The following is a 21990-nucleotide window of genomic DNA, read 5'->3' on the forward strand; positions in this document are numbered from 1 at the left end:
AGATACTTTTATCCCATCAGATACACATTGGGATATCAAAGATGAAAAAACAAAATCTAACCGTAGTAGGTGCCGGCAGTACCTATACCCTGGGCATGATGAACAGCCTAATCGCAGAAAAAGAGACCTTTCCGCTAAAACGCGTTGTGTTCTATGACATTGACGCTGAGCGCCAAGAGTCGAATGCAAAAGCTACTGAGATCCTGTTCAGAGAACACTATCCAGAGGTTGAAGAGTTTATCTACACCACAGATAAAGAAACGGCATTCTCTGGCTCAGACTTCTTCTTTATTCAAATTCGTACTGGTGGCTTACAAGCACGCGAACGAGATGAGCAAATACCGCTATCTCATGGATGTGTAGGTCAGGAGACATGCGGTGCAGGCGGTATGGCTTATGGCCTGAGATCGATCGGAGATATGATCCAACTGATCAACGAGATTCGTTGTTACAGCCCTGAAGCCTGGATCCTTAACTACACCAACCCTGCAGCCATAGTTGCAGAGGCTTTGAATAGAGAGTTTCCTGAAGACAAACGCATCTTGAACATCTGTGATATGCCGGCCGCTATCATGGTGAGCTATGCAAACTTACTAGGATGCGAGTTCTGGGATCTGGTTCCGGAGTACTTCGGTCTTAACCACTACGGCTGGTTTACCAAGATCAAAAACAAGCAAGGCCAAGATCTTACTGACGAGATTAAAAATATCATTTTGAATCAGGGTATTAGTGCTATCGACCCTGAAATTGCAGACGATCCATCTTGGCAGGCGACCTTCAAAAACATGCAAACCATGTTGGCAGATAACCCAGAATATCTACCTAACACCTACCTGCAGTACTACTTGTACCCTGAAAAGATGGTAGCGAAAGAGGACATCAACAACACTCGTGCCCGTCAGGTAATCAATGGTCGTGAGAAGCGTGTATTCGAACTAAACCAACGCATTATCGATGCGGGTACCACCGCGAATGAAGAACTGCATGCCGACATCCATGGCCGCTATATGGTGCGTGTTGCTGCATCACTGGCTTACAACATGGGTGATACCTATCTGGTCATAGTGCAGAACAACGGCATCATCGAAAACCTGCAGAATGACGCCATGGTAGAAGTACCTTGTGCTCTAACCAACGACGGACCTAAAGCCTTCTCTGTTGGACAAATTCCAACATTCCAAAAGGCCATGATTGAGAGCCAACTCGGCTATGAAAAGCTGGTCGTTGACGCATGGTACGAAGGTAACAAACAAAAACTTATAAATGCTCTAACCCTCAACCGTACCGTTATCAATATCCCTACAGCAAAAGCCATCGTCGATGAGCTATTAGAAGAAAATAAAATCTACCTACCACAATTTTTTTAATAACTGAAACAACCACTTAGATGGAGTCTTCTCTATCTAAGTGGCCTTTATTGGGGTCACTATGAAAGACATGATACAAAGATTTGGAGCGGCCATGTTCGTTCCTGTTTTGCTCTTCCCTGCCGCAGGTATGCTCCTCGGCTTTACCGTAATGCTACTCAACCAAGACCTTTTCCCTTGGGCTGTCGAGGGCTCGACCTGGCATAGCATCTCGACTATCTTGCTACAGGCATCCCTAGCCGTGTTCAAAAACATGTCGCTAGTGTTTGCACTCGGTCTGCCTATTGCCCTAGCAAAATCGGCTTCTGGTCGAGCTGTTCTGGCTACTCTCGTTTCTTATATCACCTTCAACTATGTAGTAGGTGGCATCCTACAATTTTGGGGAGCAGATCTAGGCGTTAACTATGTGGCGGGTGAGCGCGGTCTAACAGAAATTGGCGGAATCCTAACACTGGACACCAATCTTCTTGGCTCCATTGTCATCGCGAGCATCTCTGTGTGGGTGCACAATAAATACTTCGACCATAAACTGCCTGACTGGGCTTCTGTTTTTAACGGCACACCATTAGTTGTCATCATCAGTTTCCCTATCATGGTCTCTATTGCTGTTATCACCTGTTTTGTTTGGCCAACCATCCAAGATGGCATCAACGGCCTACAGACCTTCTTGGTAAACGCAGGAGCATTTGGCGTTTGGGCATTCACACTGCTTGAGCGTTTATTGATCCCAACCGGCCTACATCACTTCGTTTATGGCCCAGTTTTCTACGGTCCTGTGGCGGTCGATGGCGGTACAGTTGCTTACTGGATTCAACACATTCAAGACTTCGCCGCAAACAGCGCACCACTGACAGAGCAGTTCCCACAAGGTGGTCTAATGCTTACCGGTATGGGTAAGGTGTTTGGTTGCACAGGTATTGCACTTGCGCTCTACTCAACTGCAAAACCAGAGAAGAAAAAGATGGTCTTGGGTCTGGTACTAGGTGCAGCAATCACTGCAATCCTGACCGGTATCACTGAGCCGATTGAATTCACCTTCCTATTTATCGCCCCTGCGCTGTTTGCTTTGCATGCAGTATTGTCGGCGACTATGGCGACTATCGCATACATGCTGGGTGTTTCAGGTAACTTCCAAACAGGTCTTATCGACTTTGTTTTCCAAAACTGGCTACCTCTTGGTTCCAACCACATGGGCACCTATCTGATTCAGATTGCTCTTGGTCTAACCTTCACTGCAATCTACTTCTTTACCTTCCGTGCCATCATTCTTAAATACGACCTTAAAACCCCTGGTCGCAATGATGCTGAAGTTAAACTGGTTTCAAAAGCAGATTATAAAGCGGCTAAATCAGGAAATGGCGCTATGGAAGATAGCCAAGCAAACGCCTTTATCCAAGGACTGGGCGGCGCAAGCAACATCGAACTTTTAACCAACTGTGCAACTCGACTGCGCGTGAAAGTCAAAGATGCATCTCAGGTTCAGCCTACTGAGTATTTCCAACAGCAGGGTGCTGTGAATGTAGTAAGAAATGGAGACAGTTTTCAGATAATCGTCGGTCTGACCGTACCCCAAGTGCGGGAAGAGATGAGTCAACTGATCCAAGCATAAGCCTTTAACCTCTCAATCAAAGCCTTTGTCTATGACAAAGGCTTTTTAGTTCGCATCAACAAACCTTGCCCTAAACTCCTTAGGCGTCATCTGTTTATACTTTAAAAACAGACGATTAAAGTTCGAAAGGTTATTGAACCCTGAAAGCTCTGCCACCAGAGAAATAGGTTTGTCGGTTTGAATCAGCAATGAGCATGCCTTTCCTAACCTCACTTGGTTAATGTATGCATTTACGCTCTGCCCCATCATTTTCTTAAAAAAGCGCCCTAAAGTGCTCTCACTCATGCCAACCTTTTGAGACAACTCATTCAACGAGATAGCTTGCGTATAGTTGTCATGAATCGCCTCTAAAAGCACACCAAGCAGGCGTTGTTCACGCTTATCTGAATCGTGGCTCCCCAGTGCTTGTTCCACTGAAATAAAGTCATACTCAGCCGAACTGCTAATCGCATCTAGGATCTGTAACATCAGGGCGAGACGCTGCGTAGGGTTGGCTAAATCTAGGGATTCAAACAGAGGTAGAGAGGTTTTCGCTAACGCCTTGGGAAAGACGATGCCTCGCTGAGCCTGTTCTAACAGGGGCAAAACGCTACGGCACTCAGGAAACAATCGAGCCACTTCCTGAATCCATTGCATATCAAACCACAGCACATAAACGCGCTGTTCCAAACCAGAGTCCAAGCTGGTTCTCGACTGCCAAGTGTGGGGAATATTGGGGCCAAGCAGAACCAAATCATAGTCACCATATTCGGAGATGGTATCACCAATGTAGCGCTCACCCGCACTGTTCAAGGTTAGAGTAAGTTCGAACTCAGGATGAAAGTGCCACTCAAACGGAATTGACTCTAATCTACGGATAAGCAGCTGCCACGAGCTATCCTGTGCGTACTCTACCTTTTCAAACTGCGCCTTCATAACCTAATACTTAGCCGCCCATTAAAAACCACTCAATGACCGAAAAGTATCATCAATTGCTGTTTTTGTATCACTTGAGGATGTTATTTGTTGCCAGAATGTGACCAAAGCAAAGAGCCTGGCTAAGACCAAGGCTCACCAACACCCTACACAAGGAAACCTCATGAAGAACAAATATGGCTTTGGTGACAACGCACCGGGAAACAACAGCGTTTCAAACATCAACTCAGCTCAGCTAAAAGACATCCGTAAAAGTCTGCCACTGAAGAAACTGACCCAAGAGCAGTTCGACTTCTGGCAGCACAATGGGTATCTGGTGATCCCGCAGATCATCTCCCCTGAGGCAGTTAAGCGCTCTCAAGATTTCCTATGGGAATTCCAAGAAATGGACCCGAAAGATTCACAAACCTGGTATCAAGCCCAGCGTCGTGACCATGCCATGGTGGAATTGAATAACTCCGGAATGGTTGAGTGCTATAACAACCAGGTGCTGTGGGACAACCGCCAAAACCCAGATGTGTATAACGCCTTTGTAGATATCTGGGATCAAGAGGAATTGTGGGTGACCATAGACAGAGCCAACCTTAACCCGCCTAACAAATTAGGACGTGAGTTCAGTGGCTTTGTTCATTGGGATGCGGACACCTCACTAGACCCACTACCAGTGAACGTTCAAGGTGTATTAGCCCTGTCAGATACCAATGAAGAAACCGGTGGTTTTCAGTGTGTGCCTGAGCTTTATCGTCAGCTAGAGGTGTGGCGTGAAACCCAACCTGAAGATCGTGACCCATTTGTGCCAGACCTTGAGGGTTTCAAGGTAGATTTTATCGAGATGAAGGCCGGTGACCTGCTTATCTTTAACAGCCTGCTTCCACATGGTATTCGACCAAACCAGTCGGACCAAGTTCGAATGGCGCAGTATATCTCTATGGTTCCTGCGGAAGAGAGCAACACCACCATTCGCGACTGGCGCATTAACTCATGGAAAGAGCGTCTAGCGCCTGAGGGCTTCGCTTTCCCTGGAGACCCAAGAAACTGGGAGCAGGTGAAGTACCCACAAGCGAAACTCACACCTCTTGGTGAGAAGCTACTTGGTCTAAAAGACTGGAAAATAGCAGAACCTGTTTAAATTAAATGGCCTGAGATACTCAGGCTTTTTTATTCACTTTGAGACAATCTCTCAAAAGCGTCTTCTATCAAAGAAATAAACCACTTGTACTTAGCGGACTCCAGATTCTTGCGATGAATAAAGATAAACAGCTCCATGCTCCCTATATCTTCGACATCGGGTATATGAACCTGCTTCAGATTGCCGTGATAAGACTTGGCTACTGGTGCAAAGCAAGGTGCAACCAAGTCGGTTGTTGCCACGGTATCCAATAACCCCATAACCGAGGTGGTACGCATAGCCACCTGAATAGGCTTACCTAGGTTTTTCATTTTATCTTCGAGGCGTGAGCGCTTAGTTGGATCCCAATAGGCTAAGTCAATGTGAGCAATAAGCAGTTCGCTGAGCTCATCTAGGCTGATCTCAGTTTTATCAAGCCAGTGTTCCTCCCTCATTGCCAGCACGAAAGGCAGTCGAGTCAAAGGCAGGGCCACAATCTCACTCGGAAGCTTGTCGGTTTCAAAATGGATGGCGATATCTATTTCATCATCACACAGCGCTCTTAAGGTGCTGGACGATATGGAATGGGTAACCAGGGTTGACTTGGGACTCTGCTCTATCAGTCCTATGAGCAAAGCAGGGGTTAGCCAAGGCAAGACATGAGGATTTAGGTCAACCCTGAAGCTCTCTTTAATGTTAGAAGGTTCAAACTGTCTGCCCTCCTCTAGTGCCGAGGCAAGACCATCAAGTAAGGGAGAAACCCTTTGATATAAGGCATCAGAATAAGGGGTAGGAACAAACTTTCGACCGGAAAGTACAAATAACTCTTCACCTAGTGACTCTTTCAACTTCTTAATATTCTGACTCACCGCTGGAGTTGTCACGAATAGCTTTTCACTGGCACGGCTTAGGCTTTTTTCCCGATACACAGCCACAAAAACCTTCAGAAGATTTAGGTCAATTCTATCGATATTCACTGCTACCCCACTCTATAAATCATCACTTTGCAGTTAAGCAATGCTTAACATTATCTTTAATCGATATAAATATTCTTAATCATACAACCTATATATATTGGCCACAAATCAGTTCCGCCCGCCCTTTAGGGGCTTAATACAATTAGAGAACCCAATGGCTAAATACCTACGTAACTTAACCTGCACAGCCCTATTCTCCATGACTCTACCTATGACAGCAGCAGCTGAAGAGTCCGAGGTTCAAGATATGTCTGATCCGCTCGCCGTCTATACCCAAGCCGGTCTCGGATACACAGACAAAGGTATCAATGTAAAGGTGGGCCAAACCTACGACACCGGCAGTGATACCAGCATGGGAATGAACGTTCTGGAGATAAAGGGTTTTGCAGGAGAGGCATTAGGCTGGAATGGCCGTGGTGCCGATGACAGTATCGACTCTATTCGTTTTCGAAACTTCACCGTTGACCTCACCAACGGTCGCGGTGGTCAGGTAGATATCTCATGGGATTTCGACTCAAACCAAGGTTCTGCTTCATACAGCTTTATTCAAGCGCTACCGAAAATAGGTATGTTTAACTTCTACCCACTCGCTGGACTTGGGGTAGCTGCAGGAGAAGAGCTAGTACCAGGAACCGGTGGTGACCTAGATGCTGACCAAGTTCGCGATCGCTACAACCTGCATGGCTCCTTCTATGTCGCTGGGATGTACAGCAAGATGCAGCTAACGGACAACTTCTGGCTGAACTACAACCCTATGTATATGGGTTCTATCTCTGGTTCATCCACATTCAAGGACTTTGGATTTGAGGGAGATAGCTCGGTATTTGCCCACGAGTTTGCAGCCAGCTATCAACTTACGCCTCGCGCCAATATCCGTTACTTCGCTAACTGGACCGAAAACACCGACTTTGCCGACGGTGACCACCGTATCGAGTTCAATTACCAGTTTTAATCCCAATAGGCCTTTTCCACTTTGGTGACTCACCAGCGATGCCCAGGGGCGGGCATCGCCTTTTTTTGACCACCGAGAAAGGCACTAAAGATTCCTTTTCCATATAAACCCTATGGTGACCCTATGAAAAAACTCATGTTACTTTCAGCTCTAACACTTGCCGGTTGTGCAACCGCAGAGCATCAACCAAACCAAGAAACCATTTCCACACGCTCTGGTCAATTTACCTTTGAAAACAGTTTTGTTCACGGTATTCCGACAGAGCAAAGCTCCCAGGCTATCTTCGATACTATCGACTATCAGCGCGCATCGCAGGCTTACATCTGGTCAGTACCACTAGTATCCAACTATGCGTGGAAAGCAGCATATGAAGAAATGGGCGCAGAAGACGGTCAGATCACCTATGTGGAGTCTCATAAATCTAAGCTAGGTGGCCTTACCTACAACACCTCAACACCGTATGCGATCACTTGGTTCAATGTTGAAAAAGAGCCGGTTGTTATCAAGATCCCAACCGATGAGCTGCGCGGTGCAGTGCACACTATGTGGCAGATTGGCATCTCTCAGATGACCAAGCCTGGCACTTACGTTGTGAAGGCTTCAGGTAGCGAAACCCCAGACAACCTGCCTGAAGGTGCTGTTGTACTGGAATCGGATACTAACTATGTGTTCTTCGGTGTACGTCTAATGGCGAAGACAGAAGAGCAACGTATGCAAGACCTTGAAAACCTAAAGATCACTCACCTTGACGGTACGCCACTGAGTGACAAAGGTGTGAACTTCCCTGCGCTGGGTCTTGATGCTAAACACCCACGTGGCATGGATTTCTGGAAGACCCTAGACGAGGCTATCCAATCTGAGCCAGTTGCAGAGCGCGACCGCATGATGCACGACATGCTGCGCCCGCTAGGAGTCGAGAAAGGTCAGCCGTTCAATCCTGACCAACGACAAACCGAGATCCTAGAGCAAGCGGTTGTTATGGGTGAAGCCATGGTTAAAAACATCGACTTCAACAAGACCGAGCGCTTGCCTCAGTCGGCTTACGGCCCGAAAGGTAACAGCTGGGAGGTCGCCACAGCCTCGACTCCAAAGCAAAACCGCGATTTTGGTATCGACCTAGATGGACGCGCGGCTTGGTTCTATGAAGCGGTAACTAACGACATTGCAATGCACGGCTTCGAGAACGGCGGTTGGGGTCAAATCTACCTAGATAACTATCGTGATAACGACGGTCACGGTCTAAACGGTAGCGAGCACTACACCCTAACTCTGGATGGTGATGCTAACTATGCGGATCTGTTCTGGACCATCACGGTTTACAACGTTGAGAACCGCGCAATTATCGACAACAGCATCGAGCGTGCTGATGTGGGTTCAAATATCCCAGGCACCAAGAAAGATGAGAACGGCAACTACACCTTCCATTTCTCACCGACAAAACCTGAGGGTGTCAACGAAGCAAACTGGGTTGAAACCCGTCCAAATGAAAACTGGTTTGTTTACTTCCGTGCTTACTCACCGAGCAAAGAATTTGTTGCTCAAGAAGCACAAACTATCTTGCCAAACTTCGTACATGTTAAGTAAGTAAAACGGCAATCAACAAAGCTCATCCCCCGCAGTCTGCGGGGGATTTTTTTACCTATTGTTTCCCGAAATCTTTACTCACTTTTCGTCAAAAAAATGCCTCATTACCCCAAGCGGGTCTATTTCCGATTCGTTTAGGTTTATTCATATCTAAAGCCGATTCTGCTCAGATAATAAAAATAAAATAACCATAAAAATTTCCTATCAAGCTATTGATAGTTAAAAGTTTATTTTTCCGTTAGAGCAAGATAAGCGCGGTTTTATGTATCTCTACCCTTCTCTCCATAAACTTCTTCCCATCAACACTCAGCCGTCCCAACACAAGTAATTTTGCTTAGGGAGGCTAGTGAATCCGCGGTTGCTGCAAGGGTTAATTTTCCCGTGTAAACAGCCACAACTATTCATCGAAAGTTTGAGAGAAAAATGAAGAAATCTATCGCTTTGTCCACCCTACTTTTAGCCTGCATGAGTGCGAGCTCATTTGCTGATACTGGGACTACGACCGACATCCAAACCACCCAAAACGTTGACCAAATTACCTGTGGTCAGTTTCTGGAACTAGGCGAAGAAGTGATGCCTGTAACAGTAGGTTATCTGTACGCAGTAAACAGCCAAGATAGCCAAGTGGACATCATTCAGGTGCAAGATCTAGTAAACGTCGAAGTCGATTCTATCGTCGAAGAGTGCATCACCAATCCTGACATCTTGGCCTCTGATGCGATCGTTCATCAAGTATCTGAAAAGGCCAAGATTGCCAAAGACGTTGAACTGGCGATGTAAGAGGTCGTGATGAAAACAGACAAAATAGTGGCAGTGGTCGACACGCACAAACAAGCAGAGAAAACGGTTAGCGAATTGGTTAATGGTGGATTCGATATCAACCACCTCTCTATCGTAGGTAAAGGTTACCAAACCGAAGAACACGCTACCGGCTTCTACAACCTCAGTGATCGCGTTAAATCTTGGGGAAAGGCAGGAGCTCTATGGGGTGGAATATGGGGAGCACTTCTAGGCTCTGGCATGTTCTGGATCCCAACCTTTGGCGCACTGTTCGTAGCAGGCCCACTGGTTACCACCATAGTCGGTGCCATTGAAGGGGCTGCAGTTACCGGTGGCGCGGGTGCTCTTGGCGGTGCTTTAGCCAGCATAGGCGTACCTAAAGACAGCATCATCAAATATGAAAGCGACATCAAAGCCGACAAATACCTGATTGTTCTCGACCTAGATAAAAGCGAGATCGAGCTTGCGAAATCCATCTTGGCTGAACACAAAACCGAGATGCACTAAGGAGCATCATCAGAATGAAAATGAAATGCGTATTGATGGGCTTATTGGCAAGTACTGCTCTAATGGGATGCAGCACAACCCAAGATTTCCTGAATGACAATCAGATAACCGCTACTCAAGCAGCCCAGAACCGCGGCAAGTTTGAATTTAGCTGTGATGCAGTCACCACCACGGTACTGAACCGTAAGACTATCGACCTATACAGAATACAGGTCCCTCAGTATCAAATCGGTGTAGCAGGTTGTGGCAAGAAAGCCGTCTATATCGTCAATTGCAATGCTGAAAATGGGTGCATGGTTTATGACAGCCAGCACGACTTTTTAGAGCAAACCGATACCGGCACTAAAGCCACTTTAAACAACATTGAATAGTGTCTAAACAGGCACACCTAACCAACTAAATTTGAGACATAACCATGAAACTATCTAAGAAAATTCTTCCACTTGTAGCGGTATGTTCAACCCTAGCTTTCGCTCAAGGCGTGAGTGCAAAGACAATGGAAAAAGACCAAAATTTCGTTGACCAAATGCAGCAGATTGAGGAAGTTGCCGATTCTCAAGTCTACTTTGCTACTGAAGCGACCTTTACCTCATCAGACACTATCCTCGAAGTTCAAAATGACATGCGTGATGTGTATGTAACCAAAGAAGAAGCCGAAGAGCTTGGCCTAACCGAGTCAGTTTCTTTCCGTGTTTACAGCAACATCGATGTGCAACAGATCAGCGACACCATTGCAAAAATGGTTCATCGCGACGATCCAGCTTACTTCTCTGTAGAACTTTTTGAAAACAAGATGGGCCGCTCAGACATGTACGAATACGTGGCTAAAGTGACTGAATACAATTAAGCCTTTGAACTCACACCTCTGCACAGGGGTTTAGTTTGGGTTCCCTTCCCCATTAGCTCGATCACCGGCTAATGGGGCTTTTTGGTTTAGCTTCGTGGCAATAGGATGTATAAATTCAGGTTCAGCGTAACGCCCTCTGGGTCATACTCCCCAGATTCAGCCCAATATTTGATACCACCACCCGCTAGCATAGGCACATCGCCTAGCTGAAAATATTGCGACGCCGTTAGGGAAACAGGAACAGACCATTCATCACCCTGCCACTCATAGGAAGTCTCAGAAGTCAGCTCAAAAGTAGTGCCCCAAGTAGTGGTGTAATCGATAAACGGCTGAACAAAGGTGGTGCTGTAGGTATCACCCACACCCTTTTCTACCGAATAAGTGTGACTGGCTAGAAAACCCACAGTCCAAGGTCCTTGAACGGTAAGACCCACATAAGATAAGCCCACACCAGTTTCACCAGAACCCAGAGCCTCATCCGAAGCGGAATCAAAATTGACCGTTGGTCCAAAGCCATGGGTCCATTGACCACCTACAGCTTCATCAGGTGAAAAGAAAAAGGTCGCGTTGATATCACCGATACCGCTCTCAGACTCACCATCAGCAGTCACATCAGACTGAGAGATGACAGGGATAATAGTACGCGTGATCAGGTTCCAGTCTTCAGAAATCTCAAAGGGGATAATTGGCTGGATGTTAGTGGTGTGTCGGGTGCCATCATTGGGTCCTACATCTTCACTGAATTCGTATTGGATTGGTATCCAATAGCTTGTGGTCAATGGGTTAACCGCTTCCTGCGCTACCTGCTGCTCCTTAGTCTTAGTACCACTTTCTGCGAGTGCCATTGCTGGCATACAAAGCAGAGAGACTAGGGGTAATACTCTTTTCATGTAAGAGACTCTGGATTAAAAAAACAGTCAATCTAAGGAAGAACAGAGATAAGTACCAATCATTGGTTTTGATAAATGATATGTGCTTGAGGCATAAAAAAAGCGCCGATGATTGTCCAATTCAAAGGCGCGTAAATAGGATTAACAATGAGTTAATCAACACTTCGACGAGGTGCTCTATACCTCAGGGCGAAATCTATCATTGCTGAGTAAATAAACAGAGTGACTTTCATGCCTATCAGATATGACAGAAATTGATAGAGGTAAAAACAAAAAAGGGCGCTCCCCATCGCGTCGTTGAGCCTGATACTTCACGACAGGGAGCGCCACTTATTCTTTTAAAATGCGGTTACAGGGAAAGAATGATGCCTGCGACGGATGCACTCATTAGGTTTGCCAACACGCCAGCAGCAATAGCCCTAAAGCCCATCTTTGAGATAAAGGTTCTGCGCTCTGGCACTAGACTACCTAGGCCACCGATAAGCATTGCCATAGTTGAGATATTGGCAAAACCACACAGCGCAAAGGTCACAATGGCAAGAGAGTGCGGGCTAAGCTGATCTTGTACCTGCATCATCTGGATAAAGGCCACAAACTCATTAACCACTACCTTGTTACCAATAAGAGACCCCGCCGTTAGCGCTTCGTTCCATGGGATACCGATAAGGTAAGCAACAGGGGCGAACAGATAGCCAAGAATCATCTCAAAGCTGAGGTTCTCAAAACCAAACAGTCCGCCTAGGTTGCCCAGAAGGCCGTTTAGAAGTGCAATCACACTAATAAAAGCAACCAGAGTCGTACCCACTGCCACAGCAATACGCAGACCAGACATGGCGCCATCCGCCAGAGCTTCAACCACGTTGGTAGCACGAGGAAGTTCCACTGAGGTGATCTCTTGGGCTGAGTTCTCATCGCCTGATGCTGGCATCATGATCTTGGCCATCAGAAGACCAGCAGGCGCTGACATAAATGCCGCCGCAATCAAGAAGTTAAGGTCTACGCCGAGAGACGCATAACCAACTAAGGTGCCACCTGCTACCGATGCCAAACCGCAGGTCATTACAGCGAAGAACTGCGAATCGCTCATGTTCTTCAGGTACGGCTTAACCACTAGTGGCGCTTCCACCATGCCCACAAAGATGTTGGCCGTAGCAGATAGAGATTCAGCGCGACCAGTACCAAGCAAGCGTTGCAAACCACCACCTAGGGTGTTGATCACCTTAGGCATGATGCCAATATGATACAGGGCAGAGATAAGTGCAGAGAAGAAGATGATGATGCCCAGAACATTGATGGCGAACACGAAGCCGACCTTACCCTTTGCAAGGTCACCAAATAGGAAGCCGATACCCTCTTGGCCATAATCGATCACGCTAGAAACCCCTTGAGTAAAGGTGTTCAGCGCTTCTTTACCCGCTGGCACATAAAGCACAAGCAGTGCGAAGGTGATCTGCAAACCAAAGGCAAGGCCCACAGTTCTGAGGTTGATTTTCTTTCGGTCCGTCGATAGTAGGTAGGCAAAAATAAATATGGCAACAACGCCAAGTATCGAGTTCATTGAGGGTGGCCTTCAAAGTCTTGGTAATGAAGGCGCGCATTCTAATCACAGTGACTTACATCACAAGTTGGAGATGTTAAGGGTCAGTTAACTCAATCGCGCAACCGTTTGCTAGAACTCAGTATTTACTGAGGATTACAGACTTATTATTTCTCTTAGGAAAAAGTGATTGCCTGTATGTGGAAAATATATGCCTAGATTTTCACATATGGACGCAAGGCTTTATCCCAATATGTAGGGTTGCCAATATGCTGCTTAAAGAAGTCGATAACCGCGCTGATCTTTTTTGGTAAGTGTTTACGCTTTGGGTAAACCGCATAGAAAGGCATGGTTTGGCTCGCCTTCCAATCTGGGAGCAGTTGAATGAGCTTTCCCTTTTGGAACTCGTCGGTAAGCAGGTAGCTTGCAAGATAGGCCACGCCCCAACCTGAAACGGCAGCATCACGCACCGCCTCTGCTAAGTCCACCTTGTAATTGCCCGAGACTCCAACGGTCAGCGACTTACCCTTTTTGGTAAACGCCCAGCGACTGTAGTCCCTGGCTAAACTTCGATACACAAGACAGTTATGTTGCTCTAAGTCTTCTGGTTTAGTTGGTGCTTGATGCTGGGTGAGATAATCAGGAGAAGCCGCCACCACGAACTTAGATTCAGCTAAGCGTTGAGCCACATAACCCTCTGGAAGGTCTTCATAGTTAGTGATCCAGAGATCGATTCCCTCCCCTAGCATGTCTGCTCTATGGTCGAACAGACTCAGCTCCACCTGAAGGTCCGGGTAAAGGGCACGCAATTGGTCGATGGCTGGCAAGATATGCATGGTACCGAAGGATTGAGCAATACCTATCTTGATTCGACCAGCCACATCATCGCGGTCAGTATCGATAGTGCTGCGAGCCTCTTTGATGGCGTTCACCACTTGCTCGGCGTATTCGAAATAGTGCTGTCCCGCTTCAGTCAAACTCAAGCTTCGGGTGGTGCGTTGTAGAAGCTGAATATTGAGTTCAGTTTCTAAAAGCGAGAGCTGCTTGCTGACATAAGAGGTTGAAACATCGAGCCTTTTGGCGGCTTTGGTAAAGCTACCTGCCACCACTAAAGTATGGAACACCACCATCTGTCCGGCTCTTTCATGAATCACTAATAACGTCCTTATGCTTTAGACTGTGCTGGAACTCTTATCAGCACAACAGGTTACTGCAACTGTAATAAAGATAATAGCCAAAACGCAGGCTCAATGAGTAGCAAAAAAGTTCAGATAAAATGCTTGGTGGGTTCGAGATGATGATATAAGCCGATTCTACTCAAGAAAATGTAATAACAATTCCAAAGTAAAAAATAAATGAACCCAGTTTTATACTACTAGTGCGTAATATCGGTGATAAATATACACTTTATTTTATAATAAAACCGCCTTCAGAGAGGCGGTTTATTTGCGTGGGAATTAGCAAATTAATTATCGAGAAAGAACTACTTTTTCAATGGCGCTTTCAACAGTTGCACCTTTAAGCAAGATTGTTTCCTTACCAGGTCCACTAGAGTCTAACTCTATTGCAAATGAATCTTGAGTAATACCTAGAAGTTTCACGCCAGCAACGCCGCCATTTTTATGCTTGGTAAGTGCAGACAGTAATTTCTCAGCTTCATCAGCTTTTAAGGTTTTACCAACCAGAGTTTTAAACTCTGGAGAAACACTCTCAACCGCACCGCCCATAAATACAGAATGCTGATCATTTAAAATAGCAAACTGTGAGTCAGGGTCTTTAGTGTTAACGAACTTTTCATCAGATTTCGATACTGCAGCCTGCGCATGTTCACCACTAAATAGTATTCGTTCAACACTTGGACCATTACCGTTTATTTCAGCTACGAAACCAGAAGTAGATAGACCTAATACAGAGACATTTTCAACGCCTTTGTAACCATTCCAACCACCGGTTTTATCGTTGACTAGGTTATAGAACAAGTCTTTAACCTCTTGCTTGCCGCGGCGTTCAGCATATATACGAGAGCCTCCAACAATATCAGAAAACTCTTGTGATACGATCTTGCGAGCATCTGATGCACCACCACCTATCCAGATGCTGTTCATCTCATCCGTATTGTAATGGCCAAAGTCAGATTTGTTGTCCTTGATATTGATGTTTGCACGCGCATTATCTGCAATCACCTCTGCAACTTCGTGACCAATAAAGAGTACAGTCTCGGTCGTACTCGATGCACCAGGGTATGAGATGCTGAACGACTCAGGTGTAACGAAGTTAAGGGTAACATTCTTCAAACCATGCTCGGCATTCCAACCTTTACCACCAACAAGAGCATTAAATATGCCGTTGATTTGATGGTTATGGATCTTGCCACCGCCAACTAGATCTGCGAACTCATCAGAAACGAGAGCTCTAATGTTGGAATTACCACCACCAATGTAAACATTTGAACTGGTATCAGTATTAAATACCATGAAGTCATTGCTACTATCTTTTATATTTGCAAATGCAGAACTTGAAAGTACTGCTGTTACTGCTAACGTTGCCAAACTAAGACGCATAAATATACCTTTAACTGAATTAATATACTATCAATGTGTTTATATGTTATTAAAAAACACAGTTAATATGGCTTTTAGTATTTAATAAATACTATTTATAACCCTATCATTAGGTATTAATCTCATTTATTGAACGCGATCAAATAATCTTCACGAAATATTTATTCATGCGAACGTTGTTTTTTACACATTCGGCATAATTAATTATAGCTATTGAATACATGCGATTGGTTTTATTCTAAATTGGCTATCTAATTAAAAAATAATGCAGATAATTATCTCAGAATAGATTTATAAGCATATCGATTAAAGGTACTTTAGTTATCAAGAAACACTCTGACAACCGATCCAAAAACTTCTCAGACTGAGATAACAGAAAACATCACAGATAAGACTGGAGAATAATTATTGGCAACTGAAGACAGTCAGGATACTCTGAAGATTACTTCAGCAGTTGGGTGCGTGGACGATTTTCTTTTCAAAAGCCATCGGTTTTAGTTAAAACTGCGAACGGTTTGATGCCTTTTCGTATCTTTAGCACCAACCTTTCTTCAAAGAGGGTTACTGTGACTCTTGGTGATTCTCAGCACGTAATCGAAAGATTTCAATAGTGCGCGGATCGTTTTTCTGCTCAAAAGCTTGTTGTTCTCGGAGCAAGTTGAGTTGCTTTGTGATTTTGGACAATAGCCAGGCACGAACTGGCAGCAGTAGCCATTAAGCCAAGTATTAGAGCGCCTATAAAATAGATGTTCATTTACATGTTAGCGTTCAAAGCACAAATATTAAAACGTTTTAATATACTTCGCAAAGCCTGATCCAATGCGCAATAATTCGGCTTTCATTCAGTTTTAATCTCTGTTGGCTATCGTTCCTCAAGCCACTCGCGGGTTACTGCATCTAGCTCCTGCACTTCACGGCAAACCTTATAATCCAACTCAGCGATAATCTCATTGGAAAACCTTAGACTATCCAGTTTCGCTAGTTGCTCCGAGGTGAACTGTTTAGATCTGTCTTCACGAAGTAGCAATACGGCTCTATCTACAATGCCTAATAAGCCTTTTGGCTCAATCACTTCGCGGATTTTGTATTTGTGATGCAAAAACTGCGGCTTCCACAACGGCACCACTAGCCATTCTTTATTCTCAACTGCACGTTCGAATGCACCAAAGCAACCTTCTTCGCTGCCGGTATGGAAGCGATAGCCCGCCTCACTTAAACCATACTCTTCCATCATTTTGATAGAGAATCGAGTAATGCCTGCTCCTGGGTTGATGCCTTGAATATCTTTGTTCATTCGAGCTAGCACGTCTGATTTCAATAGGTCGCTGACTTCGCTCACGGCTTCCACTGGAACATAGTCCGGCACGCCCCAATGAGCAAAAGGCTCATAGTGCAAACCAAGCTCAAGCAGAGGCTCTACCTCTTCCACATCTGACTTATAGATACCATGGCTAGATGGCAACCAAGCCGATGAAAGCATATCGACCTCGCCTGACTTTAACTTAGCGAAGTTCTCTTGATGAGGTGAGTAGATTCGATTTACCTCGAAGCCCATATCAGTTAAGACATGGCTCACGATAGATGCAGTAACACGATGGAAGGAGAGGTCAGTGACCCCAAGATTGATTTGCTGTGACATAGTCATACTCGCTTATTGTATTGCAGTGGCGATGGTCGTCCTGCGAGTAGATAAAAGGGCAGTGAATACTGCCCTTTTTAGAGTGGGTTACGCGATGTGAGTCATCTCATTCACGGTAAAGGTCTCAACGGCACCTTCGGTCGCTGTCATGTAGTCAGCTAGGTGAGTATTGCCCATGTGCACTTGCCAAAGCTCACGTGAAGTCCAGTTTTCATAGAAGGTGAAGTGCGCTGGATTCTCGTTGTCTTGGTGCAGGTCGTAGTTGATGCAACCTTCTTCCGCACGAGTGATATCGATTAGCTTCAGAAGCTCTGCTTTTACTAGTTCGATTTTGTCTGCTTTAGCTACGATGTTTGCAACGATAGTTAGTTTAGTCATGGTTCTGCTCTCTTATGTTTGCTGCCATTGAAGCGACTGTCTCCTTGGTATGGGTACATAATAGGAGTGATAACCAATGTGATAAACAGGCTAATATTTGAATTATTATCAAATTATTTTTGATAATAATCTCATGTCACCTAATGGCAATTCAGAGTTATCCGGCTCGAATAGAATAGGCGCCTCGGTAATATCAGATCTTACCGAGAGTCATTAGGCACCCATCAGCTCTGCTGATAGTGTCGCTGTTTATTTATTAGCCGGAGAGTCAGTAACATGAAAAAGCGTATTGATGGTTTCACACTACTTGAATTAGTGGTGGTTATTGTCGTTTTAGGCGTATTGGCCGTTACTGCTCTTCCTAAATATCTGAATCTGCAAAGAGATGCGCGTGTTGCGGCTGTGCATGGGGCTGCGGGAGCTTTGCATGATGCGGCTAAATTGGCTTATTCGAAAGCTGCGATAGATGGTGTTGAACAACTTGAGCGCTCTCAGCCCAACAATACCCCTGAGGTTCCATACTCCAAAACCAATCTCGGCGACCTTGAGCTGAAATACGGCTACCCAGAAGCACATGGTGAGAACGGTGGTATTGGAATAATTCAATTAGCTGACTTCGGTGGACCGATAGACAAATATGGCAGTTCAGAACAAGCTGACTGGGATATTTGCTATGCGGCTAACGATGGGGATTGCTTCCCAACAGGCCGGGGCGGCAATGCAGAAGTAAGGGTCGGCTTTGGTATTATTGAAGACGAAAGCAAACTCTGTCGTCCACGCTATATTGAGCCAGATGATGATCTAGACCAACCAAACGAGTACCAAATCATCATAGAAACCCAAGACTGCTAAACCTTGCGCCTTACAGTTATAAGCTAGATCGATTTCATCTAGCTATAACGAGGTTTCAACTGGCTTTCGGCTCTATGTTTGGCAATATCTACTCTGTTAAGGAAAAATTACAGATGTATTAAGGAGTAGGTATGAAACCCATCTATATTTTGCACGAGAACGAAGAGTGGATTGTTCCCCTTCGCGAGGCATTCGATAAGTTGAACGTACCTGCCAAAGAGTGGTTTGTGAACGAAGGTCACATCGAGTTCGATACGGTTCCTGAAAATGCGGTCTACTACAACCGCATGAGCGCCTCTTCCCACACTCGTGGTCACCGCTACGCACCAGAATTAACCCGCGTTATCGATAAATGGCTTGGCCTACACGACGTCACCCTAGTTAACGGCAACGGCGTTATTGACCTCGAAGTATGTAAGATCTCCCAATATGCGGCCCTGCAAAAAGCGGGTATCGCTACTCCGAAAACCCAAGCTGTGGTCGGCAGTGAGCTCATCGTATCCGCAGCTGAAAAATTCAATACTTGGCCTCTTATCATCAAGCCAAACCGTGGTGGTAAAGGCTTAGGTGTTGAGAAGTTTGACTCGATCAATGAGGTGAAACTCGCTGTTCGCAGACTCAACGAAGATGCACCGCTAGATGGTATCTGGCTACTGCAAGAGTATGTGAAATCTGACGAGCCTTATATCGTTCGCTGTGAGTACGTAGGCGGTAAATTCCTATACGCGGTGAAGGTATCCACCGAAGGTGGCTTTGAACTTTGCCCAGCTGATGGTTGTTCTATTGAAAATGCCTTCTGCCCTGCGTTTGAAGAGGATGAACCGCAAGAGAAAGAGAAGTTCGAGATCACCACAATGCTGGATGACTCTCCTCTTATCAAACTGCATGAGAAATTCTTGGCTGAAAACAATATCAATATCGCAGGTATCGAGGTTATCCGCGATGCAAGTGGCACTTGGTATTCCTATGATGTGAACACCAATACCAACTACAACTCGAAGGCAGAAATTAAGGCGGGTGTACCTAAATCAGGTATGCAGGCGATCGCTGAATACTTGGTTGAACTAGCCGAGAAAGCATAACCTTCCCAAAATTGGAAAGGCTCTCAGTATGACTGAGAGCCTTTTTTAATGCACTTTGGATGAGGGTATTAGTCTACTTTAAGTGCTGACATCTCGTTGTTAGACAAAGGCTTACGGAACTTTTTACCCATCAGGTCATACACATTGTATTGAACCGTATTCCAGCTATCGTCGAAGTTGTATTCAAACACAACGTCTCCCGTTTCTAAGCTTGAAGTCATGGTCCACTCGGTCGCATAGCCATCAACACCTCGGCCAGTACCAAAGTCCTTATATGGCGCGTCTGCAGCTACACGGAATGGCACTGTAGAAAGCTTCATCATGCCGTTGCGTGTTGAGGTTGGTTGCTCAAGCTTACTCAGAAAATAGCCTGCGTGAAGGAAGCGGCTAGTTGAGTTACCGTTGCCGATAGAGCCGTAGTCAGTGTCTCGAGTCGCGTCTGCCCAAGAATCAACAACCTTCGCTTTGCTCTCTAGTTGCTGTGCTAGAGATGGGTCATTAGTCATCACCATAGCTTCTTCGCCGCGATACATCTTTAGACCATCTTCATCCATCTGTACCACTAGTCGATCACCCGACTTATCGGTAATTGACCAGTGCAGATTCATCTCCATAGGCATGCCCGCCATTTTTACCCGAGCCAGATTCAGCTTTGGAATTGCGTAATAGGCTTCTTGAACAGAGGCATAGTTCGCCAGTACATATTCAGCAAAAGTAAATTGCGTCACCTCACCGCCTGTCACTGAGTCTTTCATGGTCATATCTGGGTAGAACAAGGCGTTCACCTGAAGCCCTTTTTCGTTGATACCGTCTGCCACCAACTCGCCATAGGCTAGTGTCGCAACCATGTTGTACTTAACCGTGTAGGTATCACCCATGCCGTTACCTTGGATAGAGCGAACCTCACCCTTGTTGATATTGCCAAGTACAGGCTTGGTACTCTCAACCCAGTCCATAGTCCTAGATGTCAGTGTGCCGTAATCATCAGTATTCCAAGCTACTGAAGTACAAGCAAAACCTACAGAAGTAGTAGCAGCGAAGGTTGCTAAAGCTAGAGCGATACTTTTCATTTTCATAACGATTGTCTCTTAAAAAGTGAGGGATAACTTAGCCAACGCTGACACTGGTTTTCAGGAGCTTGGCGATTGCGTTGGGGGTATATTAGCTCGATAGAGACAATCAAATAACTGCAATATGACGGACACCATCCGTCTTTAAAGTTAAGCGTCACAACAAGAAAAAGCCCTATCGGGTGTTAGGGCTGATAAAGGTGATGGAGCTACTTCTTCTCGTTTCGATAGTTGGGTGCAGTTAACCCTGTCCAGCGCTTGAAGGCTCGATTGAAGTTACTAAGGTCGGTATAACCTACTTGATAACTGATTTCTTGAACTGAGAGATTTGTGTCAAGCAGATACTGTTTAGCTCGCCCCATTCTTGCCTTATCTTTCGCCTCTTTAAAAGTGATGCCAGCATTCTTGAGGTTTCTTTGCAGGGTTCGCTTGGTCATACCCAGCATTTCGGCAAACCAGTCGATATTGAACCAAGGGAGAATAGCGTAAGTATCTATCAACCTGTCTACCGCTTGATGCCAAACTAGGTCGACTTGCTTCGCGGGAACGGCTTGGTATGACTCAGGAAGCGGAATAGCAATAGCTCCGTAGCTTTGTTCGAAGAGAAGCTCAGTATTGTGGAAGTGCTTGGGAAGTCTGTGGGCGTTGGTACCAGCAGATATAAATTTCGCGCTTTCTGGTTGCCATTTCTTTCCGAGAAATAGCTTACAAAACTGGATAGCGTTAAGGGTTCTACTCCATTCAGCTTGTTCGAAGCCCAGCGTGGAGGGACGATATCCACTGCGGTGACACAGCCACCAGCGACCATCTCGAAACTCGGTCCAGAACACCACATGGTTGTTAAATTTGGGCATCTCAGAAATGATTAGCTGAATACCTTCACCAAAGCTCTTACACGCCTTTAGTTTGCGGTCTAGCTCCGGAGACAGTTGGGAGAACTTAGTGTTACGTCCAACCTCCACAGAAACTAGATACCCATACTTCATCTCTAGTTTGTGCAAAAACACCATCAGGTCGTTGGTCGGAAGCCACTCCCCTTCGAGCATAAGCTCTACAGGTATGCCGCACTCTTTGGCAACCGAGCGCCAGTCTAGACCCTTGGCATCACAATATTCAACATAGGGCACTACGTTCCGGGTCGAGGTCACCAAAAGGCTTAAAGTGTTAGATGAAGCTTTCAATAGTTTTACTGAGTATTTAGACGATATTAAAGATCTTAGCACACAGCTTGTATCGCTTTGTTTTTGCTACACAAATAGAAACACTCTTAAACCCAACCTGAGCTATTTTTAGAAGAGCACGTAAAAACCAACAGCATTCGCCACCAAACTGGAG

At 45.6% G+C, this 21990-nt stretch carries 21 protein-coding genes; 11 read left to right on the forward strand and 10 right to left on the reverse strand.

Annotation, left to right across the window (positions count from 1 at the left end; translation table 11 throughout):
• The first annotated feature begins 41 nt into the window (after positions 1-41).
• Both Pcarn_RS16025 and Pcarn_RS16030 read left to right on the forward strand, forming a co-directional pair.
• A complete protein-coding gene (locus tag Pcarn_RS16025; RefSeq protein ID WP_261836928.1) occupies positions 42-1367 on the forward strand; it encodes a 6-phospho-alpha-glucosidase in 1326 nt (441 codons plus the stop codon).
• A 61-nt stretch (positions 1368-1428) separates the two neighbouring features.
• On the forward strand, positions 1429-2976 hold the full coding sequence (locus Pcarn_RS16030; protein ID WP_261836929.1) for an alpha-glucoside-specific PTS transporter subunit IIBC: 1548 nt from the start codon (positions 1429-1431) through the stop codon (positions 2974-2976).
• A 45-nt stretch (positions 2977-3021) separates the two neighbouring features.
• On the opposite strand, the gene Pcarn_RS16035 is transcribed toward Pcarn_RS16030, so the two are convergent.
• On the reverse strand, positions 3022-3891 hold the full coding sequence (locus tag Pcarn_RS16035; protein WP_261836930.1) for an AraC family transcriptional regulator: 870 nt from the start codon (positions 3889-3891) through the stop codon (positions 3022-3024).
• A gap of 163 nt (positions 3892-4054) precedes the next feature.
• On the opposite strand from Pcarn_RS16035, the gene Pcarn_RS16040 reads away from it, so the two are divergent.
• Positions 4055-5020, forward strand: coding sequence for a phytanoyl-CoA dioxygenase family protein (locus tag Pcarn_RS16040; protein ID WP_261836931.1), 966 nt, complete (start codon positions 4055-4057; stop codon positions 5018-5020).
• Between the two features lie 29 nt (positions 5021-5049).
• Here the strand turns inward: Pcarn_RS16040 and Pcarn_RS16045 are convergent, their stop codons facing one another.
• Positions 5050-5976 carry a LysR family transcriptional regulator gene (locus Pcarn_RS16045; protein WP_261836932.1) on the reverse strand — a complete coding sequence of 309 codons (927 nt, stop codon included), beginning with the start codon at positions 5974-5976 and terminating at the stop codon, positions 5050-5052.
• Between the two features lie 154 nt (positions 5977-6130).
• Between Pcarn_RS16045 and Pcarn_RS16050 the strand changes: the two genes are divergently transcribed.
• From Pcarn_RS16050 to Pcarn_RS16075, 6 genes are all read left to right on the forward strand, one after another.
• The gene (locus Pcarn_RS16050) at positions 6131-6928 is read left to right on the forward strand and encodes a hypothetical protein (protein ID WP_390904503.1); all 798 of its coding nucleotides are present in this window, start codon (positions 6131-6133) and stop codon (positions 6926-6928) included.
• A 135-nt stretch (positions 6929-7063) separates the two neighbouring features.
• Positions 7064-8512: a DUF1214 domain-containing protein gene (locus tag Pcarn_RS16055; protein ID WP_261837350.1), complete on the forward strand. Its 1449-nt coding sequence runs from the start codon at positions 7064-7066 to the stop codon at positions 8510-8512.
• Between the two features lie 423 nt (positions 8513-8935).
• A complete protein-coding gene (locus Pcarn_RS16060) occupies positions 8936-9292 on the forward strand; it encodes an HdeA family protein (protein WP_261836933.1) in 357 nt (118 codons plus the stop codon).
• 9 nt (positions 9293-9301) lie between these two features.
• Complete coding sequence (locus tag Pcarn_RS16065; RefSeq protein WP_261836934.1) at positions 9302-9799, forward strand: general stress protein; 498 nt, start codon at positions 9302-9304, stop codon at positions 9797-9799.
• 14 nt (positions 9800-9813) lie between these two features.
• A complete protein-coding gene (locus Pcarn_RS16070) occupies positions 9814-10170 on the forward strand; it encodes a hypothetical protein (protein ID WP_261836935.1) in 357 nt (118 codons plus the stop codon).
• A 44-nt stretch (positions 10171-10214) separates the two neighbouring features.
• The gene (locus Pcarn_RS16075; RefSeq protein WP_261836936.1) at positions 10215-10646 is read left to right on the forward strand and encodes a hypothetical protein; all 432 of its coding nucleotides are present in this window, start codon (positions 10215-10217) and stop codon (positions 10644-10646) included.
• 86 nt (positions 10647-10732) lie between these two features.
• On the opposite strand, the gene Pcarn_RS16080 is transcribed toward Pcarn_RS16075, so the two are convergent.
• From Pcarn_RS16080 to Pcarn_RS16105, 6 genes are all read right to left on the reverse strand, one after another.
• Positions 10733-11536, reverse strand: coding sequence for a hypothetical protein (locus tag Pcarn_RS16080; RefSeq protein WP_261836937.1), 804 nt, complete (start codon positions 11534-11536; stop codon positions 10733-10735).
• Positions 11537-11885: 349 nt separating this feature from the next.
• The gene (locus Pcarn_RS16085; RefSeq protein WP_261836938.1) at positions 11886-13094 is read right to left on the reverse strand and encodes a NupC/NupG family nucleoside CNT transporter; all 1209 of its coding nucleotides are present in this window, start codon (positions 13092-13094) and stop codon (positions 11886-11888) included.
• 194 nt (positions 13095-13288) lie between these two features.
• The gene (locus tag Pcarn_RS16090) at positions 13289-14227 is read right to left on the reverse strand and encodes a LysR family transcriptional regulator (protein WP_261836939.1); all 939 of its coding nucleotides are present in this window, start codon (positions 14225-14227) and stop codon (positions 13289-13291) included.
• 315 nt (positions 14228-14542) lie between these two features.
• Positions 14543-15634 (reverse strand): hypothetical protein, encoded by a 1092-nt coding sequence (locus tag Pcarn_RS16095; RefSeq protein ID WP_261836940.1) that lies wholly within the window; start codon positions 15632-15634, stop codon positions 14543-14545.
• A gap of 862 nt (positions 15635-16496) precedes the next feature.
• The gene (locus Pcarn_RS16100; protein WP_261836941.1) at positions 16497-17273 is read right to left on the reverse strand and encodes a glycine betaine ABC transporter substrate-binding protein; all 777 of its coding nucleotides are present in this window, start codon (positions 17271-17273) and stop codon (positions 16497-16499) included.
• Positions 17274-17360: 87 nt separating this feature from the next.
• Positions 17361-17651, reverse strand: coding sequence for a putative quinol monooxygenase (locus Pcarn_RS16105; protein WP_261836942.1), 291 nt, complete (start codon positions 17649-17651; stop codon positions 17361-17363).
• Between the two features lie 276 nt (positions 17652-17927).
• Here Pcarn_RS16105 and Pcarn_RS22145 point away from each other — a divergent pair, with 276 nt between their 5' ends.
• On the forward strand, positions 17928-18503 hold the full coding sequence (locus tag Pcarn_RS22145; RefSeq protein WP_315972697.1) for a prepilin-type N-terminal cleavage/methylation domain-containing protein: 576 nt from the start codon (positions 17928-17930) through the stop codon (positions 18501-18503).
• A 131-nt stretch (positions 18504-18634) separates the two neighbouring features.
• Complete coding sequence (locus tag Pcarn_RS16115) at positions 18635-19585, forward strand: ATP-grasp domain-containing protein (RefSeq protein WP_261836943.1); 951 nt, start codon at positions 18635-18637, stop codon at positions 19583-19585.
• A gap of 68 nt (positions 19586-19653) precedes the next feature.
• Here the strand turns inward: Pcarn_RS16115 and Pcarn_RS16120 are convergent, their stop codons facing one another.
• Positions 19654-20661 (reverse strand): linear amide C-N hydrolase, encoded by a 1008-nt coding sequence (locus Pcarn_RS16120; protein ID WP_261836944.1) that lies wholly within the window; start codon positions 20659-20661, stop codon positions 19654-19656.
• A gap of 203 nt (positions 20662-20864) precedes the next feature.
• Positions 20865-21836 carry a helix-turn-helix domain-containing protein gene (locus tag Pcarn_RS16125; RefSeq protein WP_261836945.1) on the reverse strand — a complete coding sequence of 324 codons (972 nt, stop codon included), beginning with the start codon at positions 21834-21836 and terminating at the stop codon, positions 20865-20867.
• Positions 21837-21990 lie beyond the last annotated feature (154 nt).

It is taken from the genome of Vibrio ishigakensis, from assembly GCF_024347675.1.
GTDB lineage: Bacteria > Pseudomonadota > Gammaproteobacteria > Enterobacterales > Vibrionaceae > Vibrio > Vibrio ishigakensis.